This is a genomic window from Pantoea rodasii (assembly GCF_002095465.1).
Lineage (GTDB): Bacteria > Pseudomonadota > Gammaproteobacteria > Enterobacterales > Enterobacteriaceae > Pantoea > Pantoea rodasii.
The window spans coordinates 95276-116980 of the sequence record NZ_MLFP01000014.1; the positions used below are offsets into that span (position 1 = coordinate 95276).

A 21705-nucleotide genomic window follows, 5' to 3' on the forward strand; every position below is an offset into this window, starting at 1 on the left:
TCGATGGGTTGTCCGCTTTACTGGGTGAGGAGCACCCGAATATACATGGAACTGAGTCTATTTTTATCAATGTTGGGTTTTCTTTGGGTCGCTGCCATCACGCCAGGGCCCAATAATATGTTACTTACCGCCTCAGGTGCTAATTTTGGCTTCCTGCGCACCATTCCGTTGCTCATTGGTATCATGATTGGTATGCAAGTCATGTTGCTGATGGTGGCATTTGGCATTGGCGGTCTTATCCTACTTTATCCTTCGCTGCATCTGGTGCTGAAGATTGTCGGTAGCCTCTACTTGCTGTGGCTGGCGTGGAAAATTGCCACCGCTGAGTATGAAAAGCTGGAGACCGAAGACGCCACGGTAAAACAAATGCCGTTCTGGCAAGGTGGTTTGTTGCAACTGATCAATCCTAAAGCCTGGCTGATGGCGTTAGGTGCGGTTGCCAGCTTTAGCCTTGCGGGCGACGCGTATCTGCATTCGGTGATCGCTATCAGTATCGGCATGGCGCTGGTGAATGTGGTCTCTGGCGTCATCTGGATGGGGTTTGGTTCAATGATTGGCCGCCTGCTGCGTAGCCCGCGTGCGTGGAAAATCTTTAACCTGGCGATGGGTGCGTTGACGGCAGCCTGTGTGTTGCTGATCTGGCGTTGAGTTAATTTAATTATCTTAAAGGCACACATGACGAAGGCAGTGTGCTGTTCGCTAGCCTGTTTCGATTGTGCTTTAAGAAATGGCTAAAATGGGGGAATTCTTGCGATTGTAAGGATTCCCCCAGAGCAAAGCGGACTTCAACTTGTATGTCATCAAGTTTTAGTTAGTAGTGCGCTTCAGCCGGAAACACCTTAGTCTACTGTCCGAAAGTTAATCGCTACCACATCAAGGCTAGCTGAAAGATAGCCATGAGGTGTTTATGAAATCACCTAAATATTTGTGAGCTACTGTTGGGCTGAAAATTGCATTTCATGCAGCTTGCTGTACAAACCTGTTTGTTTCAGGAGCTCCTTATGATGTCCTCGCTCACTGATTCTGCCATCATCCATAACAATGATTTCATCACAAGCCTCAATGGTTGAGAGCCTGTGAGCAATAATCAGCACCGTACATTCCTGCTTAATATAATCCAGTGACACTTTAATGGCGTGTTCAGATTCGTTGTCCAGCGCAGAGGTGGCCTCATCAAGTATGAGGAGAGGCGTTTTCTTCAATAACGCACGCGCTATGGCTATTCTCTGACGCTGTCCGCCTGAAAGCTGTACGCCATTTTCACCTGCTAATGTATCCAGCCCATCGGGCATCTTATCAATGAACACATCTGCATATGCACGAGATGCCGCCACCCTGATGTCTTCTCGAGTAATATGTTCCGGGCAGGCATAGGCGATATTATCTGCCAGGCTGGCGTCAAAAAGATGCACGTGTTGAGATACAAGTGATATTTTTTCCCGCAACGATTTCAGTCGATAGCTTCGAAGCTCCTGTCCATCAAGCAGGATTTCTCCTTCGTAATCGTCATAAAACCGCGGGATAAGGCTAACCATAGTCGATTTACCTGACCCCGAGCGCCCTACAAGGCCAACTGTTTTACCCGCCGGCACTCTAAAGCTCACGTTGCGTAAGGCATAGTCCTCTGAGTTTTCGTATCGAAAGCTAACGTTACGGAATTCAAGTTCTCCCTTTATAGCTTCGCCAGTAAGAGTGCCTTCATCTCGCTCTTTTTGCATATCAAGAAGGCTGAAAAGTGAATGGCATGCTGTCATTCCCTGCTGAAAGCTCGCGTTAAGACTTGTTAGTGATTTCAGCGGTCGCATTATCATAAACATGGCGGAGAAAACGACGGTTACCGATCCGGCAGAAAGTGTTTCAAGCACCGAGGGAAAGCTCGCGGCGTAAAGAATCGCAGCCAGAGCCATTGAAGCGATGACCTGTATGAAAGGTTCTGAAAGTGCAGCAACAGAAACCATCTTTAGCCCGTGCTTACGCATCTCATCACTCGTGTCAGCAAAGCGTTTACGTTCAACAGTCTGACCGCCAAACATACGCACCTCACGGTGATTCCTGAGCATCTGCTCTGTACTGACGGCAACGTTACCCATTGAACTCTGCAAATCCCGACTGATGCGGCGGAATCTGCCAGAGACTGCCCTAACGCTCAGTGCAATGACTGGAGCAGCGATCAGAAGCACAAGTGATAGTTGCCAGCTATTCCAGGCCATAAGTACCATCAGGCTGATTATTGATGCTGTATTACGGACAAGAGAGATAAGCGTATCAGAGGAAGCAGAGGCAACGCGTTCTGAGTCATAAGTAATTTTTGTCAGAAGACTGCCGGACGAATGGCGATTATGGAAACTGACAGGCATCCCCATAAGATGGTTGAAGATCTGACGGCGCATGGACATAACAACGCGGCCTGATACCCATGCCATACAGTAATCTGATACATATCCGGATAAGCCACGTATTGCAACGAGTCCGATGACGGCAAGAGGTAGCCAGCGCAGCGAATCAGGTGTAAAACTTCCAAAGCCCACACCATTCATAAGAGGCTTTAGCAATGAAAGCAGGCCAGCATCGGTTGCAGCGTTGACGATAAGAGCAAAGCTTGCGGCAAATAACCCTTTTTTATGGGGGGATATGTAGGGGATAAGCCTGCGGAACGTGGTCCGCGTTGAAAAATCACTATTTTGATTCACGTATTAGATTCCGGCTGCTGATGAGTCATGCAGGCGTTTTATACATGCAGCCAGCACAAGTCCAGCATAATTTTCATGCCCAACGGGACGTATGTGGATTAGCTCAGTAAGAAGCTTATCTTTAGATTTTATCGTGACCAAATATTTTGTTTTTTCACTTGGTGCCCGGTTTAGTAAAAAGATTTTTTTACGTTAGGAAAAACGGTAGCATAGAGACATTATACATATTGGTTCAGGAACGGTTTTTTGACCGAAATTATAACGGACTGAACTTTATTAAATGGAAATATTTATGCAATTTCTGAAAGCCATTAACAGAAGTAAAAATTTACTACTCAGGAAAATAAAAAAAACAACGCTACATTCTTTCCTTAGGGTTCAGCGTAGGTATAGCAAGTTCGAACATAAAAATATTCATAAAATACTACTGCTTCGTCTTGACGATAAAGTCGGGGATATGGTCGTTACAACCGGTACCGCTTTCTTGCTTACACAACAAGGTTACCGAGTATCAGTTTTAACCGGGCCTGTGTGTGCTCAAATGCTAAACACATGCGATTACTTGGACCAAGTAGTCCTGTACAAAAACCGAATGTCATTAGATTCTCTGTGTGCTCAGAATTTTGATGTGATTATAGATTTTGATGACGTTCAGGATTATGAACGCTTAAAACTGGCATGGCGAATGAGGCGTAGCCATCATGTTGGATTTAATAAAGATCTTCCGGGTATTTATAATCTTAACATCAATTACATTGACGCCGAGAATCATATTACCGAACGTCATAAGCGGGTTCTTGAGTTATTTGAAGTTCAGGGGGTTGAATTTAATTATCAACTTGGGCAATGTAGTAATGAACAAGCTAAAGTTAAAGAGGCGATAAACTTTACTCACGAAGATATTATCGTATCAGTGAATCCTTTTTCCGGTGCTAAAGACAAGGATTTCACGGAAGATCAGGTGTGTTCACTCATTTTTTTCATTCGGTCAATTGATCCAAAAATAAAAATTGTAATTATAGGCCAGGACGATAAAGTGAAGCATTACAATAATTTTGGCGCAATTATTGTTCCCAAGAGCACAATAAATACCGCTATTGAAATCGTTAGATTGTCGAATTTAGTAGTCAGTACTGATACATCCATTGTCCACATTGCTAATGCGTTGAGTCGACCACTAATATCTGTTTATAACAAGCGAAAGTTGAAGGATACTGGTTTACCAGGCTATAAAATCTGGGCTCCGAATTATCCACTGGGAAAACAGGTCATTGTAGAGGAAACCCATATTGGAAAAAGCCAAATTAACCAAATCTTCCCAATGATTGAAGCTGAACTCTCGGCGTCCAGAACCCATCAGTGATAAAATCAGGTAGCCATGCTACCTGATATAAATCCCCTTTCATGAATGCATGAAATCTAAATTTATAATTTTAATTAAGATTTTGGATTGGATTTATAATTCATCTTAGCCGTTCCCTTGTTAACCTCGTGGGGGGGTTATTTACTAAATAGATGTGCTTTGCGTAGATCATGGTTAGAAGGGGTTTTAAAGTTGTTTGAGATGATAATTTTTTATTTTAATGAACCATGATGAATTGTTTTTTGTAAATTAAAAATCCTTGTGATGATTTATTTTGATGGTTTTTCGACAACTTATGGGCAAGTGTTGGATGAGATAGTGAAAATCAAGTCATGGCTACATAATTAATGTGATGCTCAGAGCGCATAACAGTCATCAGTACTTAATTCACTATTTGAAAGTTTTGGCGCCAGTGGTTAGGTTATTTAACCTTTCATGGGTAATTTTCGTCGACTGGCTAATGAATGAACAGAGTCTCAATATTTCCATGCGAAAATAATAGCTGTTTATTATAGTATTGAAGCTGATTTTTTCTTCACCATAATAAACACTATTTCCTATGAAATGGGACCTAACTTGAAGCGCGTTCGACGCGCTTCCACGGCAACACTTCACGCACCACCTCACTCTGCGGCTGGCGAATGCGGTTCAGTAACAGCTGAACACTGCGTGCACCCAGCCGATTCATTGGTTGTTCGATGGTGGTCAGCGGCGGATTGAGGCTGCTGGTGAAGGGAATGCCATCGAATCCCACCACCGCTAAATCTTCCGGAACCCGTAACCCGGCTTCCAGCGCAGCATGAATCACGCCAACGGCCAGCACATCCGATACTGCAAACACCGCATCCGGGCGTTCCGGCTGGGCCAATAGTTCGCGCAGTGCGGCACTGCCCGCTTCACACGAAATATTTTCCGCGTACGCCACGCTGCCCCAATTCAGCTCCAGCTGCTCCAGCGCTTCTCGATAGCCACGTTCACGCTGATGAGAGTAGAGATAGCGCATGTCACAATTCACTAATGCGATGCGACGGCAACCTTTGCTGGCCAGGTAACGCACGGTTTCAAACGCGGCTTCTTTATTATCAATCGTGACGCTGGAGGCGGGAATCGCTGGATCGTATTCGGCGCACTGCACCCAGGGCGCCGCACCAATCAAACCCTGCAATTCTTGTAAACAGGCCGCGGCATCCATGGTAATCACGCCATCCACCACTTTGCCACTTAACAGTGCCAGATAGGCGGCTTCGCGCGGCAGCTGCGAGGCCGAGTTGCATAACAGGATGTGATAACCCTGTGCTTCGGCTTCAGCTTCTATACCTTGCACCACGCGTGAGCAGAACGGATTGGTGATGTCTGAAATTAACACCAGTAACATATGGCTTTGCGAGGTACGCAACTGGCGGGCCAGCAAATTGGGCTGATAGTCACAGTGATTGATGGCCGCCAACACCTTTTCGCGTGTATCCGGTCGCACGCCAGGATGTTGGTTCAACACCCGAGAAACCGTGGCTTTGGATACGCCAGCAAGATGGGCTACTTTCTCAATCGACATGGGTTTCAGTACCGCCAACAGAGGTGGAAAATCAGGAACCTATCAATAGCACAGTCATGATGTGAGCGTGTGACATATTTCCGTCTTTACGCCTTCTTTGCATTTGCGTATTTCGCATAGCCTTGCCCGATGTTGATCTAAGAACAGATTTTCATTAGGGATAATTTTTAATTCCTTTATGAAATTACTGCCGCTGGAGAAACTGCCGTCACGACATAACATTGGGGTGAATGATGATGGCAGTAAAAAAAACAATAACAGCAGTGGCGGCAGCATTGGCCCTGATGGCGTTTCAGGCGCAAGCGGTGAATGTCACCGTGGCGTATCAAACTTCGGCGGAGCCTGCCAAAGTGGCGCAGGCCGATAACACCTTTGCTAAAGAGAGCGGCGCTACCGTTGACTGGCGTAAGTTCGACAGCGGTGCCAGCGTGCTGCGTGCATTGGCATCGGGTGATGTGCAGATCGGTAATATCGGTTCCAGCCCGCTGGCGGTCGCCGCAACCCAGCAACTGCCGATTGAAGCGTTCTTGCTCGCCTCACAGCTCGGTAATTCCGAAGCGCTGGTGGTCAAAAAATCCATCACCAACCCCAAAGATCTGATTGGCAAACGCATTGCGGTGCCTTTCATCTCCACTACCCATTACAGCCTGCTGTCTGCGCTCAAGCATTGGGGCATCAAACCCTCGCAGGTGCAGTTAGTGAACCTGCAGCCGCCAGCCATTATCGCAGCGTGGAAACGCGGCGATATCGATGGGGCTTACGTTTGGTCGCCTGCCGTTAACGAGCTGGAAAAAGATGGCACGGTGCTGACCGACTCTTCTCAGGTCGGCAAATGGGGTTCACCGACGCTGGATGTGTGGGTGGTGCGCAAAGATTTCGCTCAGCAACATCCGGAAATCGTCACCGCCTTTGCCCGCAGCGCGATTGATGCCCAGCAGGCCTACATCAACAATCCCGATGAGTGGCTCAAACAGTCCGATAACCTTAGCAAGCTTGCGCGTTTGAGCGGTGTGCCGGAATCAGATGTGCCGGTGCTGGTGAAAGGCAATACCTACCTGACCGCACAGCAGCAAGTTGAACAGCTGGGTAAACCCGTGAATAAAGCGATTGTTGATACGGCGCATTTCCTGAAAGAGCAGGGCAAAGTCCCGGATGCCGCTAACGATTACAGCAGCTACGTCACCACGCGCTTTGTTGCGCCCTTAGCGAAGTAACGGAGGCACTATGCTCAGCATCACCAATTTGAATGCACGTTACGCCGGACAACCCGCGTTGCAGGATATCAATCTGCAGCTGGATCAACGCGACCTGCTGGTGGTGCTGGGACCGTCCGGCTGTGGCAAAACCACGTTATTAAATTTGATTGCCGGTTTTCTGCCGCTAGAGTCAGGCAGCATCACGCTGGATGGCAAAGCGGTAAAGGGACCGGGTGCTGAACGCGGTGTGGTGTTTCAGAACGAGGGATTACTGCCGTGGCGTAACGTGATCGATAACGTGGCGTTTGGTTTGCAACTGGCGGGCATGGATAAGGCAGAACGCCACGCCATCGCCCGCCGCTTGATCCGCAAAGTCGGGCTCGAAGGGGCGGAAAAGCGTTTTATCTGGCAGCTCTCTGGGGGTCAACGTCAGCGCGTGGGAATTGCGCGTGCGCTGGCGGCTGATCCTCAGTTGCTGCTGTTAGATGAACCCTTTGGCGCGCTGGATGCGTTCACCCGTGAACAGATGCAAACCCTGCTGCTGACGCTGTGGCGGGATACCGGTAAACAGATTTTGCTGATTACCCACGACATTGAAGAAGCGGTGTTTCTTGCCAGTGAACTGGTGCTGCTGTCGCCGGGGCCTGGTCGCGTGGTGGAGCGCATCAAACTTGATTTTGGCCAGCGTTTCGCCGCCGGCGAGCCGTGCCGCAGTATCAAATCCGATCCGGCCTTTATCGAGCGCCGCGAATATGTGTTGAATCAGGTCTTTTCCCAGCGGGAGGCATTTGTATGAGCGCGGTGATTGATGAGAAAACCCAAACGCGCCGACGCACGCTGCGCTGGCCTTTTTCGCAGCAGTTTTCCCTGAGCTTGCTGAGTGTAGCCATGCTGCTGCTGGTGTGGTGGGGCGTGACGGCGCTCAATTTGGTTGCGCCGCTGTTCCTGCCCCCGCCCCAGCAGGTGCTGAAAAAGTTACTGCTTATCGCCAGCCCGCAAGGCTTTATGGATGCGACCTTATGGCAGCACTTAGGTGCCAGCCTGGCGCGTATGCTGGTGGCATTGTTCTTTGCTGCGCTGATTGGCATCCCTGTAGGAATTGCCATGGGCCTGAGTCCGGCGATTCGTGGGCTGCTCGATCCGTTAATTGAACTCTATCGCCCGGTGCCGCCATTGGCCTATTTACCGCTGATGGTGATTTGGTTTGGTATCGGCGAAACCTCGAAAATTTTACTGATTTATCTGGCGATCTTCGCGCCGGTGACGCTTTCGACGCTGGCAGGAGTGAAAAATGCTCAGCAGGTGCGGATTCGTGCCGCACAGGCATTGGGCGCTTCACGCTGGCAGCTGCTGCGCTTTGTGATTTTGCCGGGCGCGCTGCCGGAAATTCTGACCGGTTTACGTATTGGTCTTGGCGTGGGTTGGTCAACGCTGGTGGCCGCAGAACTGATCGCCGCCACGCGGGGTCTCGGCTTTATGGTGCAGTCGGCGGGTGAATTCCTTGCCACCGATGTGGTGCTGGCCGGTATCGCCGTGATTGCCTTGATTGCCTTTAGTTTAGAACTGGGTCTGCGCGCCTTGCAGCGCCGTCTGACACCCTGGAATGGAGAACAGCAATGAACGAACGTGTCACCTTTACCGCGCTGGGCCCGTATATCGGTGCGCAGGTCAGCGACCTCGATCTCAGCCGCCCGTTAAGCGACGCGCAGTTTGAGCAGCTTTATCATGGTCTGTTACGCCATCAGGTACTGTTCCTGCGCAATCAGGTGATCACGCCGGAACAGCATCGTGCGCTGGCCATCCGCTTTGGCGACCTGCATATTCATCCGGTGTATCCGCATGCCGAGGGCGTGGAAGAAATTATCGTGCTGGACACCCATCAGGATAATCCGCCCGATAACGATAACTGGCACACCGATGTGACCTTTATCGAGACGCCGCCAGCGATTGCGATTTTAGCGTCGAAGCTGCTGCCGGAAAGTGGCGGCGATACGCTATGGTCAACCGGCATTGCGGCCTATGAAGCGCTGTCGGAACCGTTTAAGCAGCTGCTGAGCGGTTTGCAGGCGGAGCATGATTTCAAGAAATCGTTCCAGGAGTATAAGTATCGCAAGACGGAAGAAGAGCATCAGCGCTGGCAGCAGGCGGTCGCCAAACATCCCCCGGTGCAGCATCCGGTGATTCGTACTCATCCGGTGAGCGGACGTAAGGCACTGTTTGTCAATGAAGGCTTCACTACGCGGTTACTGGGATTGAGCGAGAAGGAGAGTGAGGCGCTGCTGAATTTCCTCTTCTGGCACACGGCGAAACCGGAGTTCCAGGTGCGCTGGCGCTGGCAGGAGAATGACGTGGCGATTTGGGATAACCGCGTGACGCAGCATTATGCTAATGCCGATTATTATCCGGCGCGGCGGGTGATGCATCGGGCGACAGTGTTAGGGGATGTTCCGTTTTAACCTCGTAATGGCGGAACAAGGTGATATCCGGCAGGCACGTTTCATGGCTACCGTCTTGCACGTCAAGCGGTAGCTATACAATTTTAATCCCATGGCTTACCTGGTTTCAGCCCGCCGCAACACATACGTGAAGAAATCCGTAGCGGCGCGATTTATCGCGCGAGGTGTGAGACGGCGCGCAATGAATGGCGCCGCTACGGGTGCGCGGTGCTTAACTCGCCAGCATCTGCTCCAGCTGCTCTTGCGCATCCAGCCAGGCCATTTCAACATCTTCCAGTGCGGACTTGCTTTCGGCCTGACGTTGCAACGCAGAGGTCAGGTCCGCTTTACGGCTCTGATCGTAAATGGCACTGTCAGACAGTAGCGCTTCTGCTTCGCTGAGCTGGCTCTGCCACTTCGCCATCTGCTTTTCCAGCTTCTCAATCTCTTTACGCAGCGGTTGCGTTTGCGTGCGCAGTTCGGCATCGCGGCGCTTTGATCTTTGCGTGACTGGGCGCTGTTGGCATTGTCCAGCTTGGGCGCGGCATCCTGCTGGGCCTGCTGCTTTTGCAGGTCACTTAGCCACTGCTGATAATCGTCGAGATCGCCTTCGAATACATCGACCTTGCGGTCATGCACCAGATAGAGATCGTCGGTGGTTGAACGCAGTAAATGGCGGTCATGCGACACCACCACCAACGCGCCTTCGAAATCAATCAGCGCTTCAGTCAGTGCCTGACGCATATCGAGATCAAGGTGGTTAGTTGGTTCATCCAGCAGCAGCAGGTTAGGGCGCTGCCACACCACCAGTGCCAGCACCAGACGAGCTTTTTCACCCCCGGAGAAGCGCTCCGTGATCTCGCTGACTTTGTCGCCCTGGAAACCAAAGCCGCCCAGATAATCGCGCAGCTGCTGTTCCAGCGTTTGCGGGGCGATGCGGGCCAGATGCTGTAACGGCGATTCGTCGGCGCGCAGATATTCGAGCTGATGCTGCGCGAAGTAACCGAGCTTGATGCCTTTCGCCAAACCCACTTTGCCATCCAGCGCTTCAATTTCACCGGCCAGCAGTTTAATCAACGTGGATTTACCCGCGCCGTTACGGCCGAGCAAACCAATGCGTGAACCCGGCACCAGATTGAGTTTAATGGCATCAAGAATGATGCGCTCGCCATAACCCGCCGTCACTTTTTCCATTTTCAGCAACGGATTCGGCAGGCTTTCTGGCGCGCGGAAGCTGAAGCTGAACGGGTTATCGACGTGGGCCGGCGCAATCAATTCCATGCGCTCCAGCATCTTGATGCGGCTTTGTGCCTGTTTGGCTTTGGTGGCCTGGGCGCGGAAGCGATCAATATACTTTTGCAGGTGTTGTACTTTTTCCTGCTGGCTCTGGAACAGCGCCTGCTGTTGCGCCAGTTTGGCCACGCGCTGGCGCTCGAAGGAGCTGTAATTGCCGGTGTACTCGAACATGGATTGTTGTTCGATATGGATAATTTTATCCACCACCGGATCGAGGAAGTCTCGGTCGTGCGAAATGAGGATCAGCGTGCCTTCATAGCTTTTCAGCCAGCGCTCCAGCCAAATCACCGCATCGAGATCCAAGTGGTTGGTCGGTTCATCCAGCAGCAGCAGGTCAGAACGACACACCAGCGCCTGCGCGAGGTTGAGGCGCATGCGCCAGCCACCGGAGAAATCGCTCACCGGGCGCATTAACTGTTCCTGGCTAAAGCCCAATCCGTGCAGCAGGCTGGAGGCGCGAGCGTGTATGCTCCACGCCTGAATCGCATCCAGCTTGCCGTGCAGCAGTGCGATGGCGTTGCCGTCGTCTTTAGCATTGGCCTCTGCTAATTCGGATTCAAGCTGACGATATTCGCGGTCGCCGTCGATAACATATTCCAGCGCGGCTTTACTTAATGCTGGGGTTTCCTGATTGACCCACGCCAGGGCCCAACCGCTGGGAAAGGTAAAGTTGCCCGCATCACTGCTGATTTCGCCTTTCAGCAGAGACAGCAGCGTGGATTTGCCGCAGCCGTTTTTACCCACCAAACCGACTTTTTGGCCGGGATTAATGGTGGCGGATGCGTTATCCAGCAGCACATTGGTGCCGCGTCGTATTTGTAAAGCGGAAAAGACAATCATAAGCGCCGTATCGTCAGAATATGTTAATTTATCGGCAACATAATTCAATAATGGTTAGTTGCGTCGAGCATGGTAGCGGAATTCCTCTGCTGTGACGACGCTTTGGAGGGGAACGATGTCGCAGCCACCTAAAATATTGCTGCTTTACGCCCATCCGGAATCACAGGATTCGATTGCTAATCGAGTCTTGCTGCAGTCGGCTATGGAACTGGACCACGTCACGGTGCATGACTTATACGCCCACTATCCGGATTTTTTTATTGATATTCATTACGAGCAGCAACTGCTGCGCGAACACCAAATCATCGTTTTCCAGCACCCGCTCTATACCTATAGTTGCCCGGCGCTTCTCAAAGAGTGGCTGGATCGCGTGTTGTCTCGTGGGTTTGCCAGCGGTGTCGACGGCAATGCGCTGGAGGGGAAGTACTGGCGCAGCGTGGTGACCACGGGCGAGCCCGAAACGGCTTACCACCACAGTGGGCTGAATCGCTATCCGATGAGCGACATTATGCGTCCATTTGAACTGACGGCGCAGATGTGCCGCATGCACTGGATGACGCCGATGGTGATTCACTGGGCTCGCCGCCAAACGCCAGAAGTGATGCGTAATTATGCGCACGCTTACCGCGATTGGCTCTCTTCACCCTTGCCGCAGGGAGTGGTGTGATGGAAGGACAAACGTTACTGACGGCCGGCGTCATTTATCTGGTGGCCGCTGTGATCGTGGTGCCGATTGCCGCGCGCCTTGGCATTGGTGCGGTACTGGGGTATCTGCTGGCGGGTATCGCTATCGGCCCGTGGGGTTTAGGCTTTATTAGCGACGTCGATGAGATTCTGCACTTCTCTGAACTCGGCGTGGTGTTCCTGATGTTCATCATCGGGCTGGAGTTGAATCCTGCCAAGCTCTGGGCGTTACGCCGTTCAATCTTTGGCGTGGGCGCTGCGCAGGTGCTGTTTTCGGCCGCCATTCTCGGTGGGCTGCTGTGGCTCACTGACTTTAGCTGGCAGGCTGCGGTGATTGGCGGTATCGGACTGGCGATGTCATCCACCGCCATGGCGCTGCAGTTGATGCGAGATAAAGGTATGAACCGCAGCGAAGCCGGTCAGTTGGGTTTCTCGGTGCTGCTGTTCCAGGATTTGGCGGTGATCCCCGCATTGGCATTAGTGCCGCTGCTGGCCGGGGGGGACAGCGGCCATGTTGACTGGCTGAAGGTCGGCATGAAGGTGTTGGCCTTCGCCGGTATGCTGGTGGGCGGTCGTTACCTGCTGCGTCCGATCTTTCGCTTTATTGCTGCTTCGGGCGTGCGTGAAGTTTTCACCGCCGCTTCGTTGCTATTGGTGCTTGGATCGGCGCTGTTTATGGATGCGCTGGGACTGTCGATGGCGCTGGGGACCTTTATCGCCGGTATCCTGTTGGCAGAAAGTGAATATCGCCACGAGCTGGAAGTCGCCATTGAGCCGTTCAAAGGGTTACTGCTGGGACTGTTCTTTATTTCCGTCGGCATGGCACTGAACCTGGGCGTGCTTTATACCCATATCGCTGAAATCATCCTTGGCGTCGTCATTCTGGTGGCGGTGAAAACGCTGGTGCTTTACGTGCTGGGTCGGATTTATGGCCTGCGCAGCTCTGAGCGTCTGCAGTTTGCCAGCGTGTTGAGTCAGGGTGGTGAGTTCGCCTTCGTGCTGTTCTCGGCGGCGTCTTCCGCCAAACTGTTCAGTGGCGATCAGCTGCCGCTGCTGCTGGTGACGGTTACGCTGTCGATGATGACCACACCGCTGTTGATGCAGAGCGTCGATAGAATTCTTGCGCGTCGTTTCAATGAGCCGGATGACAACAGTGAGAAGCCTTTTGTTGAGGACGATCAGCCCCAGGTGATTGTGGTCGCTTTGGCCGTTTTGGTCAGGTTGTGGGCCGTTTACTGATGGCTAACAACAAGCGCATTACCGTGCTGGAGCGAGATATCTCTGCTGTCAGCCTGATGCGCAAGTATGGCTATAAGGTTTATTATGGTGATGCCACCGAGCTCGAACTGCTACGTGCTGCTGGCGCAGAGAATGCACAATCCATCGTGATCACCTGTAACGATCCGGAAGATTCAATGACCATCGTGCATCTTTGCCAGCAGCATTTCCCGCAGTTGGAAATTCTGGCGCGTGCGCGCGGTCGTGTTGAAGCACATGAACTGTTGCAGGCCGGCGTCACGCTGTTCTCACGCGAAACCTTCTCCAGTGCGCTGGAGCTGGGACGCAAAGCGTTAATCTCGCTGGGTATGCATCCGCATCAGGCACAGCGTGCGCAGCAGCATTTCCGTCGCCTCGATATGCGTATGCTGCGTGAACTGGTTCCGAGCCACGATGACAGCGCGCAGGTTTCACGCGTGCGTGAGGCGCGTCGTGAGCTGGAGGACATCTTCCAGCGCGAAATGCAGCATGAAAACGCCAGATTGACGGTTGGGATGACGAGTAGGACTACACTTAACATATCCGTTGCTTAATAGCGGGCAGGAAAGAGTATGCGTAAACGTTTTATTGCTGGTGCGGTATGTCCGCAATGTCAGGAAAAGACACGCTGGCGCTGTGGCGTGAAAACAATGTCGAGGTGGTGGAGTGCGTGCAGTGCGGCCATCAGATGCGTGAGGCGGACAAACAAGTTCGCGATAAGGTGCGCAGCAATGAGCAAGTGATCGGCATTTTTCATCCTGAGTAGCGGAATGGCGCAGCTTTTTTTAAGCTTAAACTTACAGCGGGATTGAATTCCGCTACAATCGGCGCCATTAACGCTGAGCAGTATGCAGCAACACATTTGTTGGCATTCTCAGTCTTGAACCTTTCTGGTTGGTTATTGCACGAAAATAGACCAATGAGACGGGATCTCAGTTCTCAACGGTTAGGAGATATCATGAAAGTAGCAAAAGACCTGGTGGTGAGCCTGGCGTATCAGGTTCGTACCGAAGACGGTGTGTTGGTTGACGAGTCACCGGTGAGTGCACCGTTGGACTATCTGCACGGTCATGGTTCCCTGATTTCTGGTCTGGAAAAAGCGCTGGAAAATCATGATGTAGGCGATAAGTTTGATGTGCATATCCCAGCAAACGACGCTTACGGTCAGTACGATGACAATCTGGTTCAGCGTGTTCCTAAAGACGTGTTCATGGGCGTGGACGAACTGCAGGTTGGCATGCGCTTCCTGGCAGAGACCGATCAGGGTCCTGTGCCGGTGGAAATCACCGAAGTGGAAGACGAGCACGTTGTGGTTGATGGTAACCACATGCTGGCGGGTCAGAACCTGAACTTCAACGTGGAAGTGGTAGCGATCCGTGAAGCAACGGAAGAAGAAATCGCACACGGCCATGTGCATGGCGCAGATGGTCATCATCATGACCACGATCACGACCATGGTCACGATCACGGCCAGGGCGGTTGTGGTACTGGCGGTTGCGGCTGCAGCCACTAAGATCTGCTTTGATGTGCAAAAGGCCACCTTCGGGTGGCCTTTTGATTTTAATAGTGCGGCGGTGGCGTCTCTTCTGACTGCGAGGCGATCGGTGAAGGTGCAGCTGCTTTGACCTTGTCCACCAACAAACGCACCTGTTCACGCATTCTGCTCATCTCCAGCTCGTGCTGGGTCACCGTTTGATTGAGCTGATCGATGGTGTGCTCCTGAAAAGCCAGCTTGCTCTCCAGCGCCTCAAGGCGTTGTTCCCACTCTTCCTGTTGCATCATCTCTTCTCCGGTTACGGTGCTGCGCCTGGCGCGTATCGGGCGTGATTCTACGGTCTTTGGCGCCAGAATCACCCGATTTTTAACCTTTATGAGGCTTGATGGTTGAAAACGGCGCTAATGCCTTCATCTCTGGTGAAACTTCCTGATGCAAAAAAGGTCGGATGTTAAGCGGGTAATTACGTTGTGGGAGTGTTCGCCGCTGCCACGTAAAGTTATAGTGTGGGCCACTGTCCGCAATGATTCCCGAGGTTTAGATGCTTCGGTTTTGGAGAAAGGATGAAATCACTGTTTAAAGTCACATTGTTAGCTACCACCATGGCCATCGCGCTGAATGCACCGCTGGCAATGGCAGCAGAAACCACCGCCGCTCCGGCTGACGCTGCTCAGGCTGCGCCGCAGGCTCCGAAGAATGCTGCTTTCAAAAACGAAGACCAGCAGTCAGCTTATGCGCTGGGTGCCTCTTTGGGTCGCTACATGGACAACTCTCTGAAGGAACAAGAGAAACTGGGCATCAAACTGGATAAAGATCAGCTGATTGCTGGTGTTCAGGATGCATTCGGTGGCAAGAGCAAGCTGTCTGATCAAGAGATTGAGCAGACGCTGCAAGCCTTCGAAGGCCGCGTGAAAGGCGCTGCACAGGCGAAGATGGAAAAAGACGCGAAAGAGAACTCTGACAAGGGTACTGCTTACGCCGACAAATTCGCCAAAGAAAAAGGCGTGAAGAAAACTGAATCTGGCTTGTTGTATCAGGTTGAGAAAGAAGGCACCGGTGATGCACCGAAAGACAGCGATACCGTAGTCGTGAACTACAAAGGTACGCTGATCGACGGTACTGAGTTCGACAACTCTTACACCCGTGGCGAGCCACTGTCGTTCCGTCTCGACGGCGTGATCCCTGGCTGGACCGAAGGTCTGAAGCACGTGAAGAAAGGCGGCAAGATCAAGCTAGTGATCCCACCGAACCTGGCTTACGGCAAAAATGGCGTGCCGGGCATCCCAGCTAACTCTACGCTGGTGTTTGACGTTGAGCTGCTGGATATCAAACCAGCACCTAAAGCCGACGAGAAAGCACAGGCTCCGGCCGCTGCTGATAAGAAAGCGCAGTAATCTGCATTTTCTTCTAACGCCGCCTGCGGGCGGCGTTTTCATTTCTATCCCCTGACAAAGCTCTGGCTAAACACCCCGACATTTGCCAGACTAGCGCCTGCACAACAATCACAATTTGAGTCTGCCCCAAAGCTGTCGAGACAGGCTCCAGCCATTTAGGGTAATGTCTTCGATGTCTAATCCATTCAATCCTGGTGAACTGACTGACTTCGATTTACTGGAGCAACGTCCGTTCGAACAAGCCGACTACGATATTCTCAAATCTTACGAAGCCGTCGTCGATGGCCTCGCGATGCTGATCGGCTCGCACTGCGAAATCGTGCTGCATTCACTGGAAGATTTGAAATGCTCTGCTGTGCGCATCGCCAACGGTGAACATACCGGCCGTAAAGTAGGCTCGCCGATTACTGATTTGGCACTACGCATGCTGCATGACATGCATGGCGCAGACAGCAATGTGTCTCGCGCGTACTTCACGCGTGCCAAAAGCGGCGTGCTGATGAAATCGGTGACCATTGCTATTCGTAATCGCCAGCAGCGAGTGATTGGCTTGCTGTGTATCAACATGAACCTTGATGTCCCGTTCTCGCAGATCATGTCGACCTTTATGCCGCCAGAAATGCAGCAGGTGGATTCAAACGTTAACTTTGCCAGCTCGGTTGAAGACCTGGTGATGCAAACGCTGGAATTTGCCATTGAAGAAGTCAGCGCCGACCGCAACGTGTCGAATAATGCGAAGAACCGCCAGATCGTGCTCAATATGTATGAGAAGGGCATCTTCGATATCAAGGACGCGATTAACCAAGTTGCCGACCGTCTGAATATTTCCAAGCACACGGTTTACCTGTATATCCGCCAGTTTAAGAGCGGTGACTTCCAGGGGCAGGATCGCTAATGCGCTATACCTTGCTGGTCACCGGACCGGCATACGGCACGCAGCATGCCAGTAGTGCATTGCTGTTTGCCCGCGCGCTGATTAAAGAGGGGCACCAGTTAGATAGCGTCTTCTTTTATAGGGAAGGCGTGATGAATGCTAACCAGCTCAGTGCCCCGGCCAGCGATGAAGTCGATGTAGTACGCGAATGGCAGGCATTACACGATCAAAATGGCGTGGCGCTCAATATTTGCGTCGCGGCGGCATTGCGACGTGGCGTGACGGATGCGCAGGAAGCCACGCGTTTGCAACTGGCGGGAAGCAATCTGCAACCCGGATTTGCGTTGAGCGGCTTAGGCGCCTGGCGGAAGCCGCGCTCAGCTGTGATCGTCTGGTGCAGTTCTGATGAATCGCGTGGCATTTTTGTTTACTCAGGCACCACACGGCAGCAGCGCGGGCAGGGAAGGGCTGGATGCGGTGTTGGCCACCGGCGCCCTCAGTGAAGATATTGGGCTGTTCTTCATTGGTGATGGCGTACTGCAACTCAATGGCGGTCAACAGCCAGAGCAGATTCTGGCTCGCAACTACATCGCGACCTTCGGCGTGCTTGAGCTTTACGATATCGACCAATGCTTTGTTTGTCAGGCGTCGCTGTTAGCGCGTGGGCAAAGCCTGACAACCCATCGCGTGCTGAACGCGGAAGTGTTAGATGCCGAAACGCTGCGCGAAAAGCTCGCTACCTATCATCGAATCATTCGTTTTTGAGAATCGCCTATGCTTTACACGCTGCTGCAGTCTCCCTGGCAATGCGACATCGAAAGTCTGTTACGACTGATGCAGAAGGGGGATGATCTGCTGCTGCTGCAAGATGGCGTAACCGCCGCGCTTGAGGGCAGTCAGATGTTTATCACGCTAAGTGCTTCACCTGCCACGCTTTGGGTATTGCAGGAAGACGTTATCGCCCGAGGATTGGTTGAGCAAATTTCGACCAAAGTAGCACGTTTGGACTATACTGGTTTCGTTGCGATGACGGCGAAGCACCAACAACAAGTGGCCTGGTAGCAACGAAAACCTGGTTATTTCTTGACACCCTTTTGACACAGCCCTAAAATTCTGCCTCCTCGTAGTAATACGAGGCGATTTATTACGTGTTTACGAAGCAAAAAGCTAAATCCCAGGAGCTATTTAATGGCAACAGTTAACCAGCTGGTTCGCAAACCACGCGTACGCAAAGTTGCTAAAAGCAACGTGCCTGCGCTGGAAGCTTGCCCGCAGAAACGTGGCGTATGTACTCGTGTGTACACCACTACCCCTAAAAAACCAAACTCAGCACTGCGTAAAGTTTGCCGTGTGCGTTTGACTAACGGTTTTGAAGTTACCTCCTACATCGGCGGTGAAGGTCATAACCTCCAGGAACACTCAGTGATCCTGATCCGTGGCGGTCGTGTTAAAGACTTGCCAGGTGTGCGTTACCACACCGTTCGCGGCGCGCTTGACTGCTCAGGTGTTAAAGATCGTAAGCAGTCACGTTCCAAGTACGGCGTGAAGAAGCCAAAGGCTTAATGGTTCTCCGTTAAGTAAGGCCAAACATTTTCACTTTAATGTCAAAATAAACTCGTAGAGTTTTGGACAATCCTGAATTAACAACGGAGTATTTCCATGCCACGTCGTCGCGTTATTGGTCAGCGTAAAATTCTGCCGGATCCTAAGTTCGGATCAGAACTGCTGGCTAAATTTGTAAACATTCTGATGGTTGATGGTAAAAAATCTACCGCAGAATCTATCGTCTACACCGCACTTGATACCCTGGCTCAACGTGCTGGTAAAGACGGTCTGGAAGCTTTTGAAGTTGCACTCGAAAACGTACGTCCGACTGTAGAAGTTAAGTCACGTCGCGTTGGTGGTTCAACCTACCAGGTTCCAGTTGAAGTCCGTCCGGTTCGTCGTAATGCTCTGGCAATGCGTTGGATCGTTGAAGCTGCTCGTAAACGCGGTGATAAATCAATGGCTCTTCGCCTGGCGAACGAACTTTCTGATGCTGCAGAGAACAAAGGTACTGCAGTTAAGAAACGTGAAGACGTTCACCGTATGGCTGAAGCCAACAAGGCGTTCGCACACTACCGCTGGTAACAGCTACGTAGTCGTTATAAACCCAGCGGGCGTCCCAGTGACTTACCTGCTGGGCTTTTTTAACTTAGAACGTCTCAGAATCAGAGGAATCAAATGGCTCGTAAAACACCCATTGAGCGCTATCGTAACATCGGTATTAGTGCGCACATCGACGCCGGTAAAACTACCACTACCGAACGTGTTCTGTTCTACACCGGTGTAAACCACAAAATCGGTGAAGTGCATGACGGCGCGGCTACCATGGACTGGATGGAGCAGGAACAGGAACGTGGTATTACCATCACTTCCGCTGCGACCACCTGTTTCTGGTCTGGTATGGCTAAGCAGTTTGAGCCACACCACGTAAACATCATCGACACCCCAGGACACGTTGACTTCACCATCGAAGTTGAGCGTTCTATGCGTGTGCTTGATGGCGCAGTGATGGTTTACTGTGCGGTTGGTGGTGTTCAGCCACAGTCTGAAACCGTATGGCGCCAGGCTAACAAATATAAAGTTCCACGCATTGCGTTCGTTAACAAAATGGACCGCATGGGTGCTAACTTCCTGAAAGTTGTTGATCAGATGCAAGCGCGTCTGGGTGCAAACCCAGTTCCACTTCAGCTGGCCATCGGCGCAGAAGAAAAATTCACCGGTGTTGTTGACCTGGTGAAAATGAAAGCCATCAACTGGAACGATGCCGATCAGGGCGTGACCTTCGAATACGAAGAGATTCCAGCTGACATGCAGGAACTGGCTGAAGAGTGGCGTGCGAAGCTTGTTGAAGCCGCAGCTGAAGGTTCTGATGAGCTGATGGAGAAATTCTTCGGCGGTGAAGAGCTGACAGAAGAAGAGATCAAAACTTCTCTGCGTAAGCGCGTGCTGAATAACGAAATCATCCTGGTTACCTGTGGTTCTGCATTTAAGAACAAAGGTGTTCAGGCGATGCTGGATGCGGTAGTTGAATACCTGCCAGCACCGACTGACGTTACTGCGATCAACGGTATGCTGGACGACGGTAAAGACACGCCGGCTGAGCGTCATTCTGACGACAACGAGCCGTTTGCTGCTCTGGCGTTCAAAATCGCTACCGACCCGTTTGTAGGTAACCTGACCTTCTTCCGCGTTTACTCTGGTGTGGTTAACACTGGTGACACCGTGTACAACCCGGTTAAGTCAAACCGTGAGCGTCTGGGCCGTATCGTTCAGATGCACGCCAACAAACGTGAAGAGATCAAAGAAGTCCGTGCGGGCGACATCGCAGCTGCGATCGGCCTGAAAGATGTGACCACTGGTGACACCCTGTGTGACCCAGACAACGTCATCATCCTTGAGCGCATGGAATTCCCAGAGCCAGTAATCTCTATCGCCGTTGAGCCGAAAACCAAAGCTGACCAGGAAAAAATGGGTCTGGCTCTGGGTCGTCTGGCGAAGGAAGATCCATCATTCCGTGTATGGACTGATGAAGAAACCAACCAGACCATTATCGCTGGTATGGGTGAGCTGCACCTCGACATCATCGTTGACCGCATGAAGCGTGAATTCAACGTTGAAGCGAACGTCGGTAAACCTCAGGTTGCTTACCGTGAAGCGATTCGCGCGAAAGTTACCGATATCGAAGGTAAACACGCCAAGCAGTCTGGTGGTCGTGGTCAGTACGGTCATGTTGTTATCGACATGTACCCACTGGAGCCGGGCGTTAACCCGAAAGGCTACGAATTTATCAACGACATCAAGGGCGGTACGATTCCAACTGAATACATCCCTGCGGTTGATAAAGGCCTTCAGGAGCAGTTGAAGTCAGGTCCTCTCGCCGGTTATCCGGTAGTAGACTTGGGTGTTCGTCTGCACTTCGGTTCATACCATGATGTCGACTCCTCAGAGCTGGCGTTTAAACTTGCTGCTTCTATCGCGTTCAAAGAAGGCTTTAAAAGAGCAACTCCAGTTCTGCTTGAGCCGATCATGAAGGTTGAAGTAGAGACTCCGGAAGAGAACACCGGTGACGTTATCGGTGACCTTAGCCGTCGTCGTGGTATGCTCAAAGGACAGGAATCTAACGCTACTGGCGTTCAGATCCATGCTGAAGTTCCACTGTCTGAAATGTTCGGATATGCAACTCAGCTGCGTTCTCTGACCAAAGGCCGTGCTTCTTACTCCATGGAGTTCCTGAAGTACGATGATGCGCCGAACAACGTCGCTCAGGCCGTTATTGAAGCTCGTAGCAAATAAGCTACGGTTTAAAAATTGTGAACTGATGCCTTCATGACTCATGAAGGCACAACGTAAGGAATTATCGCCATGGCGAAAGAGCAATTTCAGCGTAACAAACTGCACGTAAACGTCGGCACCATCGGTCACGTTGACCATGGTAAAACCACTCTGACTGCAGCAATCACCACCGTTCTGGCTAAAACCTACGGCGGCTCTGCTAAAGCGTTCGATCAGATCGATAACGCACCAGAAGAGAAAGCACGTGGTATCACCATCAACACTTCACACGTTGAATATGAAACCCCGTCA

General features: G+C 51.5%; 19 protein-coding genes and 4 pseudogenes. 19 read left to right on the top strand and 4 right to left on the bottom strand.

Going from position 1 to position 21705, the window contains the following annotated elements; genetic code table 11:
• Nucleotides 1-45: 45 nt before the first annotated feature.
• Nucleotides 46-648 carry a LysE family translocator gene (locus HA45_RS17030; protein ID WP_100701773.1) on the top strand — a complete coding sequence of 201 codons (603 nt, stop codon included), beginning with the start codon at nt 46-48 and terminating at the stop codon, nt 646-648.
• Between the two features lie 284 nt (nt 649-932).
• Here HA45_RS17030 and msbA read toward each other — a convergent pair whose 3' ends face one another.
• On the bottom strand, nt 933-2690 hold the full coding sequence (gene msbA, locus HA45_RS17035; RefSeq protein ID WP_100701772.1) for a lipid A ABC transporter ATP-binding protein/permease MsbA: 1758 nt from the start codon (nt 2688-2690) through the stop codon (nt 933-935).
• Nucleotides 2691-2982: 292 nt separating this feature from the next.
• On the opposite strand from msbA, the gene HA45_RS17040 reads away from it, so the two are divergent.
• Nucleotides 2983-4053, top strand: a complete 1071-nt coding sequence (locus HA45_RS17040; protein ID WP_157811632.1) for a glycosyltransferase family 9 protein — start codon at nt 2983-2985, stop codon at nt 4051-4053.
• Between the two features lie 571 nt (nt 4054-4624).
• On the opposite strand, the gene HA45_RS17045 is transcribed toward HA45_RS17040, so the two are convergent.
• Nucleotides 4625-5605 (bottom strand): LacI family DNA-binding transcriptional regulator, encoded by a 981-nt coding sequence (locus tag HA45_RS17045; RefSeq protein ID WP_100701770.1) that lies wholly within the window; start codon nt 5603-5605, stop codon nt 4625-4627.
• Nucleotides 5606-5838: 233 nt separating this feature from the next.
• Here HA45_RS17045 and tauA point away from each other — a divergent pair, with 233 nt between their 5' ends.
• From tauA to tauD, 4 genes are read left to right on the top strand one after another with little or no spacing between them, the layout of a single operon-like run.
• Entirely contained in the window at nt 5839-6819 is a 981-nt protein-coding gene (gene tauA / locus HA45_RS17050; RefSeq protein WP_100701957.1) for a taurine ABC transporter substrate-binding protein, read from the top strand.
• Between the two features lie 10 nt (nt 6820-6829).
• Nucleotides 6830-7597, top strand: coding sequence for a taurine ABC transporter ATP-binding subunit (tauB, locus tag HA45_RS17055; RefSeq protein WP_100701769.1), 768 nt, complete (start codon nt 6830-6832; stop codon nt 7595-7597).
• A complete protein-coding gene (gene tauC, locus HA45_RS17060; RefSeq protein ID WP_100701768.1) occupies nt 7594-8421 on the top strand; it encodes a taurine ABC transporter permease TauC in 828 nt (275 codons plus the stop codon). The genes tauB and tauC overlap by 4 nt, the downstream gene beginning before the upstream one ends.
• Nucleotides 8418-9257 carry a taurine dioxygenase gene (gene tauD, locus HA45_RS17065; protein ID WP_100701767.1) on the top strand — a complete coding sequence of 280 codons (840 nt, stop codon included), beginning with the start codon at nt 8418-8420 and terminating at the stop codon, nt 9255-9257. The genes tauC and tauD overlap by 4 nt, the downstream gene beginning before the upstream one ends.
• 211 nt (nt 9258-9468) lie before the next feature.
• Here tauD and HA45_RS17070 read toward each other — a convergent pair.
• A pseudogene (locus HA45_RS17070) lies at nt 9469-11372 on the bottom strand (ABC transporter ATP-binding protein).
• A gap of 115 nt (nt 11373-11487) precedes the next feature.
• Here HA45_RS17070 and kefG point away from each other — a divergent pair.
• The 4 genes and pseudogenes from kefG to slyD all read left to right on the top strand — a co-directional run bounded on the left by kefG (nt 11488) and on the right by slyD (nt 14826).
• Nucleotides 11488-12039, top strand: a complete 552-nt coding sequence (kefG, locus tag HA45_RS17075; RefSeq protein WP_100701766.1) for a glutathione-regulated potassium-efflux system ancillary protein KefG — start codon at nt 11488-11490, stop codon at nt 12037-12039.
• A pseudogene (gene kefB, locus HA45_RS17080) lies at nt 12039-13839 on the top strand (glutathione-regulated potassium-efflux system protein KefB). The gene kefG and the pseudogene kefB overlap by 1 nt, the downstream one beginning before the upstream one ends.
• Nucleotides 13840-13885: 46 nt before the next feature.
• A pseudogene (locus tag HA45_RS17085) lies at nt 13886-14079 on the top strand (YheV family putative zinc ribbon protein).
• Nucleotides 14080-14271: 192 nt separating this feature from the next.
• Entirely contained in the window at nt 14272-14826 is a 555-nt protein-coding gene (gene slyD / locus HA45_RS17090) for a peptidylprolyl isomerase (protein ID WP_100701764.1), read from the top strand.
• A gap of 47 nt (nt 14827-14873) precedes the next feature.
• On the opposite strand, the gene HA45_RS17095 is transcribed toward slyD, so the two are convergent.
• Nucleotides 14874-15092 carry a SlyX family protein gene (locus HA45_RS17095; RefSeq protein WP_100701955.1) on the bottom strand — a complete coding sequence of 73 codons (219 nt, stop codon included), beginning with the start codon at nt 15090-15092 and terminating at the stop codon, nt 14874-14876.
• Between the two features lie 279 nt (nt 15093-15371).
• Between HA45_RS17095 and fkpA the strand changes: the two genes are divergently transcribed.
• The 9 genes and pseudogenes from fkpA to HA45_RS17140 all read left to right on the top strand — a co-directional run.
• Entirely contained in the window at nt 15372-16202 is an 831-nt protein-coding gene (gene fkpA / locus HA45_RS17100; protein WP_100701763.1) for an FKBP-type peptidyl-prolyl cis-trans isomerase, read from the top strand.
• A gap of 172 nt (nt 16203-16374) precedes the next feature.
• The gene (locus HA45_RS17105) at nt 16375-17097 is read left to right on the top strand and encodes a helix-turn-helix transcriptional regulator (protein ID WP_007886240.1); all 723 of its coding nucleotides are present in this window, start codon (nt 16375-16377) and stop codon (nt 17095-17097) included.
• Nucleotides 17097-17482 (top strand): annotated as a pseudogene (gene tusD, locus HA45_RS17110) (sulfurtransferase complex subunit TusD). Before HA45_RS17105 ends, tusD begins: the two are co-directional and overlap by 1 nt.
• Nucleotides 17482-17841: a sulfurtransferase complex subunit TusC gene (gene tusC / locus HA45_RS17115; RefSeq protein ID WP_100701761.1), complete on the top strand. Its 360-nt coding sequence runs from the start codon at nt 17482-17484 to the stop codon at nt 17839-17841. Before tusD ends, tusC begins: the two are co-directional and overlap by 1 nt.
• Nucleotides 17842-17850: 9 nt before the next feature.
• A complete protein-coding gene (gene tusB / locus HA45_RS17120) occupies nt 17851-18138 on the top strand; it encodes a sulfurtransferase complex subunit TusB (protein ID WP_100701760.1) in 288 nt (95 codons plus the stop codon).
• A gap of 126 nt (nt 18139-18264) precedes the next feature.
• Nucleotides 18265-18639 carry a 30S ribosomal protein S12 gene (gene rpsL, locus HA45_RS17125; protein ID WP_006120575.1) on the top strand — a complete coding sequence of 125 codons (375 nt, stop codon included), beginning with the start codon at nt 18265-18267 and terminating at the stop codon, nt 18637-18639.
• Nucleotides 18640-18735: 96 nt separating this feature from the next.
• The gene (gene rpsG / locus HA45_RS17130; RefSeq protein ID WP_007886246.1) at nt 18736-19206 is read left to right on the top strand and encodes a 30S ribosomal protein S7; all 471 of its coding nucleotides are present in this window, start codon (nt 18736-18738) and stop codon (nt 19204-19206) included.
• A 93-nt stretch (nt 19207-19299) separates the two neighbouring features.
• Complete coding sequence (gene fusA, locus HA45_RS17135; protein WP_100701759.1) at nt 19300-21414, top strand: elongation factor G; 2115 nt, start codon at nt 19300-19302, stop codon at nt 21412-21414.
• 69 nt (nt 21415-21483) lie between these two features.
• The coding region (locus HA45_RS17140; protein WP_244563468.1) for a GTP-binding protein at nt 21484-21705 on the top strand (222 nt) is incomplete at its 3' end.